The 14,715-nt window shown below is 61.9% G+C and carries 13 protein-coding genes; 1 reads left to right on the top strand and 12 read right to left on the bottom strand.

What is annotated here, in order from left to right; all coding sequences use genetic code 11:
* Positions 1-3: 3 nt before the first annotated feature.
* The 12 genes from BV034_RS03235 to BV034_RS03180 all read right to left on the bottom strand — a co-directional run bounded on the left by BV034_RS03235 (position 4) and on the right by BV034_RS03180 (position 13,438).
* Positions 4-891, bottom strand: a complete 888-nt coding sequence (locus BV034_RS03235) for a hypothetical protein (protein ID WP_050024072.1) — start codon at positions 889-891, stop codon at positions 4-6.
* Between the two features lie 3 nt (positions 892-894).
* A complete protein-coding gene (locus BV034_RS03230) occupies positions 895-2,256 on the bottom strand; it encodes an oligosaccharide flippase family protein (protein ID WP_050024070.1) in 1,362 nt (453 codons plus the stop codon).
* Between the two features lie 28 nt (positions 2,257-2,284).
* Positions 2,285-2,941 carry a CmcI family methyltransferase gene (locus BV034_RS03225; protein ID WP_265592569.1) on the bottom strand — a complete coding sequence of 219 codons (657 nt, stop codon included), beginning with the start codon at positions 2,939-2,941 and terminating at the stop codon, positions 2,285-2,287.
* An 85-nt stretch (positions 2,942-3,026) separates the two neighbouring features.
* Positions 3,027-4,148: an acyltransferase gene (locus tag BV034_RS03220; RefSeq protein ID WP_050024065.1), complete on the bottom strand. Its 1,122-nt coding sequence runs from the start codon at positions 4,146-4,148 to the stop codon at positions 3,027-3,029.
* A 12-nt stretch (positions 4,149-4,160) separates the two neighbouring features.
* Positions 4,161-5,003 (bottom strand): glycosyltransferase, encoded by an 843-nt coding sequence (locus BV034_RS03215; protein WP_050024064.1) that lies wholly within the window; start codon positions 5,001-5,003, stop codon positions 4,161-4,163.
* A gap of 75 nt (positions 5,004-5,078) precedes the next feature.
* Positions 5,079-5,687, bottom strand: a complete 609-nt coding sequence (locus tag BV034_RS03210; RefSeq protein WP_050024062.1) for a D-sedoheptulose 7-phosphate isomerase — start codon at positions 5,685-5,687, stop codon at positions 5,079-5,081.
* Between the two features lie 28 nt (positions 5,688-5,715).
* A complete protein-coding gene (locus BV034_RS03205) occupies positions 5,716-6,561 on the bottom strand; it encodes a glycosyltransferase (protein ID WP_050024060.1) in 846 nt (281 codons plus the stop codon).
* A complete protein-coding gene (locus BV034_RS03200) occupies positions 6,561-7,514 on the bottom strand; it encodes an FkbM family methyltransferase (protein ID WP_050024058.1) in 954 nt (317 codons plus the stop codon). Before BV034_RS03200 ends, BV034_RS03205 begins: the two co-directional genes overlap by 1 nt.
* A 52-nt stretch (positions 7,515-7,566) precedes the next feature.
* Positions 7,567-8,553, bottom strand: coding sequence for a D-glycero-beta-D-manno-heptose-7-phosphate kinase (gene rfaE1 / locus BV034_RS03195; RefSeq protein WP_050024056.1), 987 nt, complete (start codon positions 8,551-8,553; stop codon positions 7,567-7,569).
* A gap of 50 nt (positions 8,554-8,603) precedes the next feature.
* Positions 8,604-9,680, bottom strand: a complete 1,077-nt coding sequence (locus tag BV034_RS03190; protein ID WP_050024054.1) for a 3-deoxy-7-phosphoheptulonate synthase — start codon at positions 9,678-9,680, stop codon at positions 8,604-8,606.
* Positions 9,681-10,100: 420 nt separating this feature from the next.
* Complete coding sequence (locus BV034_RS03185; RefSeq protein ID WP_265592568.1) at positions 10,101-10,652, bottom strand: transcription termination/antitermination NusG family protein; 552 nt, start codon at positions 10,650-10,652, stop codon at positions 10,101-10,103.
* A gap of 71 nt (positions 10,653-10,723) precedes the next feature.
* Positions 10,724-13,438, bottom strand: coding sequence for a hypothetical protein (locus BV034_RS03180; protein ID WP_265592567.1), 2,715 nt, complete (start codon positions 13,436-13,438; stop codon positions 10,724-10,726).
* A gap of 270 nt (positions 13,439-13,708) precedes the next feature.
* On the opposite strand from BV034_RS03180, the gene BV034_RS03175 reads away from it, so the two are divergent.
* Positions 13,709-14,707, top strand: coding sequence for an MBL fold metallo-hydrolase (locus BV034_RS03175; protein WP_050024048.1), 999 nt, complete (start codon positions 13,709-13,711; stop codon positions 14,705-14,707).
* Positions 14,708-14,715 lie beyond the last annotated feature (8 nt).

Raw genomic sequence — 14,715 nt, 5'->3', positions numbered from 1 at the left:
GGCTTACATTTCCACTTTCCGGTACATGCTGGAGTCAAAGAAAGGGTTCCCCCCCATTGCCAGGTACCTGCCCTTCAGCCAACGGCGCATGACCGCGCCCCATCGCCCGCCAGCCAGGCTTGCCAACGGAGATCTGGCAGGTCCCGCCATCGTCGGCGCTTGGTCGCCAGCACCCGCAGAACTCGTCTCCCAAGCGGCGACATAGTCCGACTGCTGCGCCCGCAAGCGATCAGGCACGGGCCCAACCCGCCGCGCCACGACCGCGAGAGACGCCGGTCGCAGGGAGGCAAACTTGTGCCGCTCATGACCCAGTCCGGGAGGCAGCACCTCATAGATTGGCGCGTCCTCCCGATCCTCAAACATCATCAGAGCCGTGAGTTCACAGCCGTTGCCTGCGGTGAAGATCTGCTGGAAAAGTTCCGCGCTGAACTGGTAGAACCCGTGCCCGAACCATCCACTGGCCGGAGTCACGGAGATGTAGTGCCCGCCAGGTTCGAGGAGTTGAAGCGCCCCCTGAAGTGCCCGGGGAAAATCAAACACATGCTCCAGCGTTCCCCCGTCAAACACCACGGAATAGGCGCCTAGCGCCGCCGCAGGTGGCGCTTCATTGAGGTCCCAAAGATGGGTGGCGTGCTCGTAGCTGCTGAAGTCGTAGCTGTGAACTGTTTCCGCCTTCAACGCCTTGAAGAGCGGCTCGCAGTACTGCCGGGGATCCGTCAGAATCTCCACCCCGGGCCGGGCACCCTCCGGTGCTGCCGCCTGCCATTTGGCAAGCTGGGACGGTCTCACTCCCATGAACCCCTGGCGTCCCAGCATGGCCGTTTTGCGGAACGATACTCCCCGGCTCATGGTCCAGGTGAGAAAGCGCACCGTATTGAGATCAATGCCCATAGATCAGGTTCTGTTTTCCTTTGGAATGATCGCCTGCAGGTCCGGTATCGGCCAGAAAAGCGCCCGCCATTGGGTCGCCGCCAGCCACCGCGTCCGTCCATGGAGAAGCGGCAGCGCCGTCCCAATCAACAAGGCCGCCAATGGTGTCGCGATCGCCGCCCCGATGGCGCCCGCCACAGGAATCAAAGTCAAATCAATGGCCACCGTAAGCAGCAGGCCAGCCACCGAATAGATGGCTGCCAGCCACCCGAGGTTCTCCTTCACCATCCACGCCACACAGGGTGGGGCGAGGAACGCCGGGACCAGATACCACCCCAGGATCCGGATCATGGGAGCCACGGCATCAAATTTGGGTCCGTAGATCAAATGGGCCAGGAAAGGACCCGCCACGGAAATGGACAGCGCGCTGAGCAGCCCCAACGCAGCGCTGAGCCTGAGGTACTGCACCAGCCTTGCCTGCCCCAGATCATGATCCGCAGCATAGGATCGCACCACGCTGGGAAAGAGCGATGACATCATGAACCCGGGTATAACCAGGAAGGGCTGCACCAGCTCGCTGGCCGCACTGTACTGCCCACCGGCAGCCGTACCCTTCATCCCGGTCAGGAAAAACAGTTCACACCGCAACTGGGCATGATTGACCACTCCGAGCCCCGCCCAGGCCAGCGACGCTGTAAGCATGTCCCGGGCTGCCGTCCGGTCCCACTGCAAGTGGGCAGGCCGGTCGTTGCGCCGCCGATAAGCCAGCACGACCAGCGCCGACATCATTACCATGCCCAAGGGCTGCGAGAACGCAAAGGTCACGACCCCAACCCCCAGCACCGAGCAGCCGATCTCCCACACCCGTGTCAGGGCGAGCCCCGCCATATTGGACACCGCCAAGACACGCCCGGCCATGCGGGACTCAAACCAGGCGGCCATGGGCACCATGAACAGCACTACAAAGTACGAGGTCGCCGCCATGACCACCAACCGACCACTCGTCCCCTCGAAACTCCAGGGTACCAAAGCCCCCACCAGCATCGCCACCAGCCCCCCCACACCCACCAGCACCATGGCCGAGCCCAGGTAGCTGCTTTCACGATCGGGATGCGTCAGCATGCGGTGGATGAGCACCTGCTGGGACACCACTACGCCCACGGAAGCAAGGAGCCCCGCCACCGCCTGCCCGTTCCGGTAGAGCCCCATGCCTTCTGGACCCAGTGCTCTCGCCACGAACCCCGCCGCCGCCAGTGCCAGCAGGGTGGTAACCACCTTGGTCGCAAACTGCCAGCCGATGTTCTTCACCACCGTCGTCCCGCGGCTCTTGCGGAACCAGGCGAGAAATGACTGCGGCTTGGCGGGCGCTGGAGCGGATTCTTCCATGAGGCGGGGATGTCGGCGCGGCGTCGCCTCAGGCGACCCGTTTCAACCAGCCCAGAGGATGATGTGTTACCACGAACCGCTCACACAGCGCATGATCCACCTGAAACTCCGGATGGGCGGCTACGTACTCCTCGATGGCTGGCAGCGGACCCGGTCGCGCCTTGCGGTACATGAATTCGGTATCGATGCAGCCGTCCTGCACGAAGCAGTAGCTCCCCACCGTCGCCAGGGGCGCGTAACGCTCCAGTTCCCCGGCCACATGCTTCTGGGAGTGGTCACTGTCCAGCATGACCAGAATCGGTCCCGTCACCCCATCAGCCATCGCCTTGATCTGCTTGTAGATCTCGTCCGAGGTGGAACTGCCCAGCAGGTACGTGATGCGTGGATGGCTCATGTCGTGCAGCTTCTCAACATCGACCGTGACGATCTTCCCGTCCGTCCCCATCAGGTCGAAGAGGGTCGCAAAGAAGAAGGAGGAGCCCCCGCGATTCGTCCCGCACTCGATGATGAGCGAGGGTTTGATCCGGCAGATCACCTCCTGCAGCGTCCACAGGTCCTGCACGTTCTGCCACACCGGCCTTCCCAGCCAGGTCACATCACCAAAAGTCTGGGTCTTGCGGATGAGGGTGTCATAGTAGATCCGGGCGGCCACCTTGCGGATGACGCGCAAGAGGGGGTTGGACATCAACCAGTGTTTTTCAAGCGGGTTCTCAGCCATAGGAAATAACAGTTGATCTTGTTTTGACGCGGCGACCGTGACGATGGCGCACTCAGTTTCCCGCCGGCTCGACCGGGGCCGTGGGGAGGGTCTTGGATTTGATGCCCATCCAGGCATCCCAGCGCCGGCGGAGGTTCTGGAGGGGCTTTTCCAGGAGATAGTAACTCAGAGCCCCCGCCACAATGCACATGGGCACATTGAGAGGAAAATGGGCAAACCAGGGTGTGCCGTGATGCCAGCTCTTGGCCGGGGCGCTCACCAGTTGCTGCCAGAGATAGGTGCTGTAGGAAATCGCCCCCAGCCAGATCGCCACCCGGGTGTTCAGGATGGCATACGTCACCCCCTCCCGCACACTCACGAGGCGGAGTATCCACCAGGCCACAAACACCGCCACGAAGGTGGGCTGGATCGGCGCAAAGAAGCGGGACAGATTCGTGGCACAGGCGCGGCTGAGGATCAGCATCCCCATCAGTCCTACAAAATGCCAGATGATGCCGCTGCGTTTGAGCGGTTTGATCACCTCGAACCCTTTCTCCTGGAGCCAGATGGCGGCCAGCGCCCCGGCCATCAGGCAGTCCGCATGATAAATCAGCCAGCGCCACTCCGTGCCACCAAGCGCATTCGTGGCCGTCCGTGCCACCAGTGAGATCACCATGACCGTCAACGCCACCGTACGCAGGTGCTTCAACTGCAGAAACGCCACGCAGAACGGCCAGGCCAGGTAGAACTGCTCCTCCACAGACAGGGACCAGCAGTGGGCATTGAGGCCGTCCGCCTCCGGAAGATGGTTCCGGAAGAAGAAGAGACTGCCCACCTGGGAGAGCGTCGTCAAAGAGACCGCCCCCTGAGCCTTCAACAAGGACAAACAGAGCAGGTACACCGCCAGTGGCGGGATGATCCGGAGGAACCGCCGTGACCAGAAGCGCGGGAGAGAAACCGCCCCGGCATCTAGTTTTTCCAACAGCAGCAGGCGGGTGATGATGAAGCCGCTGATCACAAAGAACACCTGAACCCCCAGAAATCCCGAGGCGGTTTTGATGGCTTCATTGAGGAGCCGCCAGTCCGGCCAGCCCTGTGTGGCCTGACAATGGGCGAAAACCACCATCATCGCCGCCACCGCCCGCAGACCGTCCAGGGAAGGCAGCCTTCTGGCATCATGTTTGACCGGGTTCATGAAATAGAATGGCTAGAGCCGTGACCGCACCGCCTTTGGCAAAACGATGCGCAGGGAAAGGAGAATCCACTTTTTCAACCAGGGTCCCAGTGGGATCAGCACGCCCGCCGGCCCCCAGAAGCGGCGGTGCAATCGCAGCTCCGGCAGCAGACCGGCCCGGGGATTCCACTGGAGCAGCCACTTGGCGACAAATCCCACCGGTTGATCGCCACGCAGGATGGACTGCCGGGCCCATCCCATGTCGGGATGAACGTCTTCAGCCTCCACCCCGCCCACCAGTTCGCACGGAAAACCATGCCGGCCGGCTTCCAACGTGTAGTAGTGATCCGCGCAGAGATGGGGAAACATCACCGCATCCGGGAGTCCTGTGGCAGCCACCACCTCTCCTGGCCAGGCGACAAAGTTCCCCACCAGCGAATCTCCCGGCAACACTTTCCCCGGCATCAAGGTGGAGACATCCAACGGCCGCAGACCGAAGGAAGTCTTTCGCATGCCCGCATACGCCCCCAGCGGGGATCGCGTCACGCCACCGCAGACATGGCCCGTGGTCCGAGCCCGATCCACCAGGGCCTCCACACTGCCCGCCGTAGGGCGGCAGTCGTCATTGAGCCAGACATACATGTCGGCACCCTGGTTTTGCGCGTGCTCCATACCTGCGCGGATCCCCTCCATCCACCACCACCGGCCTTCCAGCACCGCCACTTCAGGGAAGCGGCTCCGGATGGCCTGCACGGTTCCGTCTGAGGAGCCCCCATCCGTCACCACCACCTGGCACCACCCCGTGACGCCGATGGCTTGCAGGTGCTCCAGGCAGCCCAAGGTGATCTCCCGGCGGTTGAACACCGGGATCACCATCCAGACAGATTGGCTTGGGGATTTCAGATCAGCTAAAAACTCGAAATCCTGGGGCAAAACGCCCCTTCATCGAGATCAGTTGCCGCGCTCTTGCGCCAGCAGGTGCTCTTCAATGAGATCGCACAGAATGTGGCCCACCAGCAGGTGGCACTCCTGGGCGCGGGCCGTGGTGGGTGACGGGGCCTTGAACGCCAGATCAGCCACTTCCGCGCACCGTCCGCCTCCCAAGGCGGTGAATGCCACGGTGAAACACCTTTGCTTCCTGGCTTCCTCCAGCCCCGCCAGCACGTTTGCACTGTTGCCTGACGTGGAGAGGCCAATCACCACATCTCCAGGCCGGGCCAGCGCCTCCACTTGACGGGCGTAGATGCTCTCAAAACCAAAGTCATTCCCGCCTGCCGTCAGGATGCTGGTATCCGTCGTCAGGGCGATTCCGGCCAGGGCCCGACGGTTCTGCCGGAAACGCACCACAAACTCCGCAGCCAGATGCTGGGCGTCTGCGGCGCTGCCGCCATTGCCAAAGAAAAGGACTTTCCCGCCTGCTTCCAGGCTCTCGATGATACGACGGTACAGGGTATCGATGAGCGGCGTGAACGACTTCAGCGCCGCGACCACGGCAAGATGATCCTCCAAATGGTTCAGGATCAGAGATTCAGATTCAACGGAAGGGTCAGCAACTTTCATGAAATGGGATGGGATGGCAGGCCGGAATCTACGCCTTAGGAGCCGTCTGGGAAGCTTTCAATTCTTTCTCCAGCCGCCGCAGGGAGAGCCAGCTAGATCCGACATACCACGCGTACAGACCGCTCAGTCCCAGGCCTACCATGCCGTCTTTATAACCGCGACGTCGGATGACCGACCACGCGAAGGAGAAGCCCGTGTCCCAAATGGTCTTCCACCACGAGAACTTGTCCCCGGCGTGCTTGCGGCGGGGTCCCTCGAGTTTGATGTAGCGGAGGTGCTTCTCCACGAACTTGGCGTAGCTGGTCATCCAGTAGTGATGTAGGACATTGTCCCCCTCCCACGGAATGACACGGGACTCGAACCCCTCATTTGCAGTGGGGCGATGGTGGACATGATGCACATGGGTGACGCGGTGGCGGTGGTACATCGTGCCCCGCTTGTAGTTCTCCCCGCCCCAGTAGGTGCCCTTCAGGGCGTGGTCTTTGAAGTAGAACAACCAGGGCAGCTCCACCCTCGCAATCTTGGGCTCCTCCGGCCCTGTCACCAGTTCGGTGATCTGACGCCCCAGCTTGGGGTCCACCACCTCGTCGGGATCGATGCTCAGGATCCAGTCATTCCGCGCCTGGGTGGAGGCCCACTCCAGCACCAGCTCCACGGTGGGCACACGATGGTGCTCCACCATCCGGGCTCCATGCCGGGCAGTCACCTCCGGTGTGGCATCCGTGCACTCCATGTTCACCACCAGCACCTCATCACAGAAGGAGAGCGAGGGCAGACAGCGTTCCAGAAGATCCGCCTCGTTGAAGCTCACCACCACACCTGTCACAGGCGCCTTGGGGACCGCCGGCTGGGCTTCATCCGTCAAACCTTTCATCAGTTTTTGGGGTTGGAGGGTTGCACGCTTTCCGTCAGCACACGGGCCACTCCTACGGGCCGGAGTTCGAGGGAACTCCAGCGAGGGCGGCGCTGCAGGCACGCTGCGAACCATCGATCGCCTGCGGGAACAAGGAACAACATTTTCGTGTGGGCGGCCGCCACCTCAGAGGCAGACAGTTTCTTGAACTCGTATTCACAACGAAAGGGACCGGCCTCCGTTCTGACGATGGCCAGGAGCTCATAGCCCACCTCCTCCAAAAAGGTTCCGAGGCGTTCGTGGGAATTGGGCCGCTCGTCTTCCAGGTTGAACTCCACCAGAAAGACGGGCCGGTGCCGACGGGCCGTCAGACGCGCGCCTTCCAGGGCGAGAATGTCGAAGCCCTCGATGTCCACCTTCACCGCCAGGGGCCGAAGTTGCCGCTCTTCCACAAATCGATCCAGCGTCACCGCCTCCACCAACTGCTGGGCGTCTTCCGCCTTGTCGGCGAGATGGCTGACTGAGGAGGCCTCTCCTTCGCAGAAACCCACCTGGCCGTCCTGGTCGGCCACCGCCCTTTCCACCACCTCCACGTTGGCCGCACGGGCGGCCGTACGGGCCATCGCCTCACGGTTTCTCGGATCAGGCTCAAAGGCATACACCCGTCGCACGAGCGGAGCCAGAAGCAGCGCGTAGTATCCGATGTGCGAGCCCACATCGAGGAAATCACCCTGCCTGCTACCGGGATGCTCCATCAGATACCGCGCCAGAATGTGCTCGGCATGCCAGTCCACCGAGGCCTGGGTGACGAAGACGTCCGAGGCAAAATAGTTCCCCTTGGGCAGGGGAAGCCGGAGGCCAGTGGGAAGCAGGTAGTCCGTAGGACGCCCCCCCAGAGATTGCAGCAGCCGCCAGAGGCAGCGCCTCCAGACATAGCGGACCGGGCCCACCTCCTTGGCAAACACGTAGTTCATGATCCGGATTGGGTTTCAGGAAGCGACGTCCTGATACGCGCATGCGGCGGCGCTACGAATCGTAAGCCGCCAGCAACTCCTCGGGCGTGACGCAGGCGGTGCCCAGCTTGCCCACGACGATGCCGCTGGCATGGTTGGCCACGTCTGCAGCCTGCACAGGGTCCATCCCGCTGGCCAGCGCCATCGTGAGCACCGCAATGGCCGTATCCCCCGCGCCGCTCACGTCATAGACCTCACGAGCCCGGGTGGGAATGTGATGCGGTGCCTCATCGCGGCGGAAGAGCATCATACCCTGCTCACCCAGAGTTACCAGTGCCATGGGCGTATCCCAGCGCTCCAGGAGGGTTTGCCCCACCCGCAGCAGTTCTTCGTTCTGCTCTGCCGGCACTGGCAGATGATGATCTTCAAGTCCGGCGGCCGCAAAGGCCTCCAGCCGGTTGGGCTTTACCAGGCTCACCCCACTCCAGGGCAGCGGATTGCGAGGCGATGGATCCACCGTGACCAAAATGTTGGAGGCCTGGGCGATGCGAGTCACTGAGCGCATCAATGGCTCAGTGATGAATCCCTTGCCGTAGTCCTCCAGAATGATCGCGTCCAGTTCGCCAGCGGCTGCGCTCAGCTTCTGTTCCACCTCTTCGAGCTCCTCAGCGGTCAGGGCCACGAGCTTCTCGCGGTCCACCCGTACAATCTGTTGCTGTCGGGCCACCACGCGCGCCTTCGAGATCGTCGGGATCGTGTTGCTCACCAGCATGGACTGGGTGCCCACGCCTTCACTCTGGAGCAGGCGCCCCAGATGATCCGCAGCATGGTCTCGTCCGATCCGTCCCATCAAAGACACCTGGTTGGAGAAGCCGGCGATGTTGCAGGCCACATTGGCCGCACCACCCGGATTGAACGTCTCCTCCGTCACCTCCACCACCGGCACAGGGGCCTCCGGGGAGATCCGGCGCACGTTGCCCCGGACGAAGTGGTCGAGCATCACATCCCCGATGACGAGGATGCGGGTCTGGCGGAAGCGGTCGAGGTCGGCTGAGGTCACGCGGTGGCGGGAGTCTGAATCACTGTCTGGGCGGCCGGGGTGCGGCCCCTTTAAGCCTTCGCTGCAAGTGCACGCCGTGCCTGGACTGCCGCGGCAAGATCGTCAAACATCTCCAGGGTGGTCTCCCAGGAGACGCAGGCGTCCGTGATGCTCTGACCGTAGGTGAGCTCCTGACCTGGCTTCACATCCTGGCGACCGCCACAGAGGTGGCTCTCAATCATGACCCCCGTCACCCCGGTGCTTCCGGAGGCGATTTGGGAGGCGACATCCTTGGCCACCAGCGGCTGGCGGCTGTAGTCCTTCAGGCTGTTGCCATGGCTGCAGTCCACCATCAGGTGCGGAGGCAGACCGCGCGAACGAAGCTGCTCCACCGCGTTGCTCACGCTGGCCGCATCGTAGTTGGGTGAGGCCTTGCCCCCACGCAGGATCACGTGGCAGGCGTTGTTTCCTTTGGTCTGGACGATCGCTGCGGTGCCGTGCTTGGTCACAGAGAGAAAAACATGCGAACCCTGCGCTGCCGCAATGGCGTCCAGTGCGATCTGGATATTGCCGTCCGTGCCGTTCTTGAAGCCTACCGGCATGGACAGGCCGGAGGCGAGCTGGCGGTGCACCTGGCTCTCCGTGGTGCGGGCACCAATGGCCCCCCAACTCACGACATCCGCAATGTACTGCGGGGTGATCACATCCAGAAACTCCGTGCCAGCGGGCACGCCCATCTCCGCGATCTTCACCAACAGCTTGCGGCCTTCCCGCAGACCGGTGTTGATGTCGAAGCTCTCGTCCAAGCCGGGATCATTGATGAAGCCCTTCCAGCCGACGGTGGTCCGCGGCTTCTCAAAATAGACACGCATCACCAGTTCCAGCTCCCCAGCGTACTTCTCACGGGCACCCTTCAGCAGCTCGGCATACTCCAGGGCAGACTTGGGATCGTGAATGGAGCACGGGCCTGCCACCACCAGCAGACGGTCGCTGCGTCCCATGAGAATGTCTTCTGCCGACTGACGCGAACCCGTCACAAAGTCTTCGTGGGCCTCCCCCAAGGGAATCTGGTCCATGAAGATGCTCGGCGACACGAGGTCGCGAATATGCTCGATGCGAAGGTCGTCTGTACGGTGCTTGTCACTCATGATCGGGTCCCCTGTGGAAAGGGGGATGGCCAAAGTCCGCGGGTGGGGCCGACGCGCAAGTGATTCGTCAGAATCTCAGCGTGACTTCTGCCGCGATCGAGGGAGGAGGCTTCCCTCCTGATCAAGCTGCCGCCCCCGGTCAACTGGGCCACGCCAGAACCGTTATCGTCAGCACATCGTTCGTTTTCACTGGCAAGGCGCACTGGAAAAGTGGGACTCGCGGCTGATCTCCTTCTGAGAGCCTGAGGACATGGGAAACGTCCACCCTCTCTCAAATTCGGAAATCATCACAATTATGGTAATTCTATAACGGCAAGGCACTTTGCAAAGTTAAAAAGTCGGCGAAAATAAAAAATTCCCACCCCTGCTTTGCAAGCGGTACTTTCGAGACCGGATAGCGAAATGAGCCGCAAGGGTGGCTCACAAGCCTTTTTTGACTGCCATCACGTCGCGAGGGGCTTTTTCACTTAGCAATTTCGACGCCTGCACCTCCACCAGACTTTGGCGGCCTAGAAACTCGAGGAGGAGTTTCACGCGCTGTTCCCCGTTGGCCAGGCTCTCCACGATCCCTTTCAAACCGCGCATGGGGCCTTCCGCCACTTCCACGGTATCACCCACCTCCACCCCGTATTTCACTTCACGGAGTTCGGCCCCTTGCATCTCCTCCCGCAGACTCTCGATGGTGAAGTCCGGGATCGGAGCCGGATCACCGCCAAATCCCACGATCCGGATGACGTTGTGGGTGTGCTTCACCGCCCGGTGCGCTTCCGAGTACACGAAGTGCGCAAAGAAGTAGCTGGGGAAGAGGGCTTCCACAAACCACACCTTCCCCCGCGGCGTGCTGCGCTGGAAGCGGATGCGGGGGCAGAAGGTCTCCACATGCTCCAACTGACGCATCGAGGCTGCCGCGATGTGTTCACACTTCGGTTTAGTATGAACGCAATACCAATGGGCTGTCTCAGTCTCGGGCATCGTGGGTGATCTGCTGGGGTGCATCATCCCGTCCGCAGGGGGATGCAAGAGCTATCTTGCAGTCGGCCAGGTCAGGGATTCTTGCGGGCGGGGCTGCCAGCGCCGCGCCCGTTGCGGGTGGGCGGTCCGACGGGGATGGCCCTGGGCACCGATCCAGCAGCGGGCTCCACATCCGGAGCTTCACCGGGCTTGCGAAATTTTTCCTTCTCCTGGGTGGTGCTGAAGTAGCGGGGCCGCCACATGGGTTCCCCCACGCTCCCCTCTCCCACATACTCAAAGATCTCACTGACCGGGAAGAGCACCAGTCCCGGCAAACCTCGGAACTTCACCTGGGCCTCGAACTTGATGCGGTCCTCCAGGAAGTCGACCTGCCCTTTCGAAACCAGCCTGAATACACCAGTGAGGGCCTCCAGATCGTCGGTCCGCACAAAACCGTCGGCAACCTGGAAGGTGCAATCCGCCTCTTTGGCAAGGTTGTAGCCGCTCATGGGGCGGGGCAGCAGAGCCCCTATCAGGGGAGTGAGCGGGCCGAGGATGGGCACCGCATAGAGGTTGCCGTTGAGAATGATGAGGGCCCCACGTCCCTTCAGCGTCCGCCAGTCACCCAGTTTGCCCGAGAAGATGAAATGGCCGGTCAGGTCCCCTTCGGTGTCGTTGGAGGGTGAATAAACGCGGGCGAAGCGCTTGAAACTCAGGCCGTTCATGCGCAGTTCGCCCTCGTAGGCGGGCTGGCGAATGGCGTCGTTGATCTTCCCCTTGAGCGTGAAGCTGCCGTTGAAGAGCCGCGCCCCAGCGTTGAAGGTTGCCACGCCCTTTTTGCACACGACCTCCGCAGAGACCCGCTCAAAAGGCAATGGCTTGCCAAAAACGCCATAGGGAAAGCTACCAGACTGGAAGGACACCGTGTAGTCATGCACATCCGGGGTGAGGTCGGCGGTGCCCCGGCAAGCCATGTCCTGGCCAAAGACTTTTCCCGTCACCGCATAGCCGAGCTGACGGCCCTTGAACTTCAGTTCCCCGGCGGGCAGATGGATTGTGTAGTCCTCATCCCACAGCACGTAGTGCGCGGTGCCCGTGGACTTGAACTTCACCTTGAAGTCACTGTTGCCATACTTGTAGCCAATCAGCCCGTCCAGCTCCACACGGGGATGTTTGTCAAAACGGTAGCGCTTGATCACCGCCGCCGTCTGCTCATTGAAGCAACTGGTCAGCGCCACGGGGTCCAGATCTGCCAGCACCCCGGTCAGCTGCACCGTTTTGGCCACATCGTCACAGCGCACTTCCCGGGCGGTGGCACGGCCCTCTTTACGCTCGATCTCGACGTTTGTGTAGTTGTGCCTCGGCCCGCTGAACTGGACATCCGCGCTCAAGCGCTCGAACTCCTGACCGCGGTACGCAAAGTTGTGCAATTCGGCCCGCCCTTGGTTGACGCACTTCGCAATGTCTGGATTCGGCCCAGACCCTTCCACCTCGGCAAAAATGCTGGACTCGTGCCGGAACTTGAAGCGCTTGATGATCTCCTGCGTCTGCGGGAGCTTGGCGAAGGGCAGGAACACATGGGGATCCATCTGAAGCAGCGCCCGATACTTGAAGCCCTCCCCCTGACGCCACATGGCCTGCAGCCCGAGGCTCCCAGTGGAATGCCGCAACCGCACATCCCGCACATACCACCCCTCCGGAGCAAGCCCAAAGCTGCCGGAGAGCCCCTCCAGCATCTCTCCCCGGGTGGCGAACCGTCCAGCATCCACACTCCCCACGCAGTTCACGGGCAGACCGCCCCCTTCCGCCGTCGGCTGGTTGAGGTGATAGATGCCCTCTGCCCGCACACTCACGGGCTCATAGAAGACCACTTCGCGAAACGCCTCTTTTTCAAAGACCGCTGCACACAAGCCGGGAAGATCTGCGGTGGAGCGGAAGTGGAAATCCACATCCTGGCCCCCCAAGGTCCATGCCGCCGCCAGCTCCAGCTGCCCCAGACGATCCCGCACCCGCAAGTGGGAAAGGTCCACGGTCTCCCCTGAGTAGCTGGCCAGGACATCCAGATCCTCACACACATAGGTGCCATGCCGGAGGTCGCTCGCCCGGAGGTGCATGGTGGCATTCATCTCTTCTGGCTTGGCCAGATCCCCGGTGATCTCCACATCCAGATTTGGAGCTACTGCGGTCTCGAAGTGCTTGAGCACGCGGGCCGTGTCCAGAATCAAGCCACGCCGGGCCTTTAGCAAAGCCATACGCCGACGCTTGCGCTCTTCTACTGCGGCAGGGTCCTCACTCTGACCAGTGAACTTGGGCTTCAACACCGATCCCCGGAGATGCAGGGCCAGGCCAAAGAGCTTCGCTTCCGCTTTCCGCACCTCAATGCGATCCCCGATCATATAGAGACGGGCACTGATGTCTTCGAGCTTGATGACTTCCGAATCCGTCTCTTCGGGATCCACGGCGAAGGACAGGTTCGCCTCCCGCAAGTCCACGCCTTCGAGGAAGAGCTCGTTGCGGAGCATCTTCCCGTAGTCCAAATCCAGGTGGAGCCGGTCCACCTCGGCGACGACGCTCTTGCGATCAGCGTCCTGAAACACCGTGATGCCGCGCGCCACCACGCCTTCGAAGGGATCCAGCGTCAGACGGTCGAGGGTCAGGTACACCCCGCGGTGCTTGAACTGCTCGATCACGAACTCGCGCCACTTACGCGAGAACCCATCGCTGCGCACATAGCCAGCCGCCGAGATGCCGGAGCCCAGCAGCACCAGCAAGATCAGTCGGCGGATCCACACATACATTCCCGCCATGATAGCCTGCCCTTTCTACGGGTGCAAAGAATCTGCTCTGGACCTGAGGAGAACTGACCAAACTGCTGTGCTCGGTCGAAGCTCTTCCTCGAAGAGGATGTGGCTACAAACCCAACGTTGGCGAGCTTCCAGCGAGTCTACGTTGGGTAGGTGCGAGTGTTGAATTTACTCCGAAGGGGAGTTTGGGCGGTCTGATTCGTGATCGCCCCTTGAGGTTCCTTGGCGGGCATTTCTGCTTTTCACGGCGGCCATCTCCCGCTAAGCTCGGCCATGCTTTCCCTCACGGTGCTCGGCAGCGGCAGTTCAGGCAATTGTGCAGTGCTCCGCACAGAGCGCACCTGCCTGCTCGTGGACGCCGGGCTGAGCGCACGCCGCATCACGCAGCGTCTGGAGCAGGTCGGGCTGAACGTCGGACAGCTCGATGGCATCCTGCTCACCCACGAGCATGGCGACCACACCGCCGGTCTGGAGGTTCTTTGCCGGAAGCATGAGGTGCCTCTCTTCTGCACCCCGCTCACCCAGGAAACTCTGATGAGTGGCTTTGAGAAAGCCAGGCCCCGCTGGCGGATCATGCAAACCGGCGCGGCCTTCCAGTTTCAAGATCTCCACATCGAGTGTTTCCCAGTCCCGCACGACGCGGTAGATCCTGTCGGCTTCCTCATTCAGGACGAAGATTCCCGCTTGGGAGTGCTCAGCGATGTGGGCTTCATCACCAACCTCATCCGTGACCGGTTGAAGGGAGTACACACCCTCTTCATGGAGGCCAACTACGACGGCCCACTGTTGGAAGCCGACACCAAGCGCCCCTGGGCTACGAAACAGCGCATCAGTGGTCGGCACGGCCACCTTTCCAATGAGCAGGCCGCCGAGCTCGTGCAACACCTCGCGCACGAGCATCTTCAGCACGTGATTCTGGGACACCTGAGCGAGGACTGCAACTGCCCCAACGTCGCCCGCCAAAAGATCACGGCCGCATTGCACTCCGCTGGCGTCACCACTGCCCAAGTGCATTGCGCGAACCGCCACGGGCCCCTCCCCTGGCTGGAAGTCGCCCGACGGGCCAATGCAGCCTTGGCCCCAACGGTTGTCGTCCCGTCCCTGGAGGTCGCTCCAGTGGTGGAGGATCTGGAGCAAGCGTTGAACCCAGCCCCCGCTCCGACACCCGTCCCAATTCCTTCCCCAACCGTACAAGTGCGCGAGGAGGAAGACTCGGGCTATCAGGTCATGGAACAGCTCGGCCTCTGGTCCTCCATGCGAGCGGCGGGTTGAACCGCCCA

Origin of the sequence: Verrucomicrobium sp. BvORR034, assembly GCF_000739635.1 — a bacterium.
In the GTDB taxonomy this organism is placed as follows: Bacteria; Verrucomicrobiota; Verrucomicrobiia; order Verrucomicrobiales; family Verrucomicrobiaceae; genus Verrucomicrobium.
The sequence above is the reverse complement of the archived record's forward strand: the minus strand, read 5'-3'. Positions and strand labels throughout refer to the sequence as shown.

Excerpts from the sequence above, each read along its gene's own strand:
- BV034_RS03220 (WP_050024065.1), bottom strand. The coding sequence starts at position 4,148 with ATGAACCCGGTCAAACATGATGCCAGAAGGCTGCCTTCCCTGGACGGT.
- BV034_RS03205 (WP_050024060.1), bottom strand. The coding sequence starts at position 6,561 with ATGAAAGGTTTGACGGATGAAGCCCAGCCGGCGGTCCCCAAGGCGCCT.
- BV034_RS03230 (WP_050024070.1), bottom strand. The coding sequence starts at position 2,256 with ATGGAAGAATCCGCTCCAGCGCCCGCCAAGCCGCAGTCATTTCTCGCC.
- BV034_RS03175 (WP_050024048.1), top strand. The coding sequence starts at position 13,709 with ATGCTTTCCCTCACGGTGCTCGGCAGCGGCAGTTCAGGCAATTGTGCA.
- BV034_RS03210 (WP_050024062.1), bottom strand. The coding sequence starts at position 5,687 with ATGAAAGTTGCTGACCCTTCCGTTGAATCTGAATCTCTGATCCTGAAC.
- BV034_RS03225 (WP_265592569.1), bottom strand. The coding sequence starts at position 2,941 with ATGTCCAACCCCCTCTTGCGCGTCATCCGCAAGGTGGCCGCCCGGATC.
- BV034_RS03215 (WP_050024064.1), bottom strand. The coding sequence starts at position 5,003 with ATGGTGATCCCGGTGTTCAACCGCCGGGAGATCACCTTGGGCTGCCTG.
- BV034_RS03200 (WP_050024058.1), bottom strand. The coding sequence starts at position 7,514 with ATGAACTACGTGTTTGCCAAGGAGGTGGGCCCGGTCCGCTATGTCTGG.
- BV034_RS03235 (WP_050024072.1), bottom strand. The coding sequence starts at position 891 with ATGGGCATTGATCTCAATACGGTGCGCTTTCTCACCTGGACCATGAGC.
- BV034_RS03185 (WP_265592568.1), bottom strand. The coding sequence starts at position 10,652 with ATGCCCGAGACTGAGACAGCCCATTGGTATTGCGTTCATACTAAACCG.
- BV034_RS03180 (WP_265592567.1), bottom strand. The coding sequence starts at position 13,438 with ATGGCGGGAATGTATGTGTGGATCCGCCGACTGATCTTGCTGGTGCTG.
- BV034_RS03190 (WP_050024054.1), bottom strand. The coding sequence starts at position 9,680 with ATGAGTGACAAGCACCGTACAGACGACCTTCGCATCGAGCATATTCGC.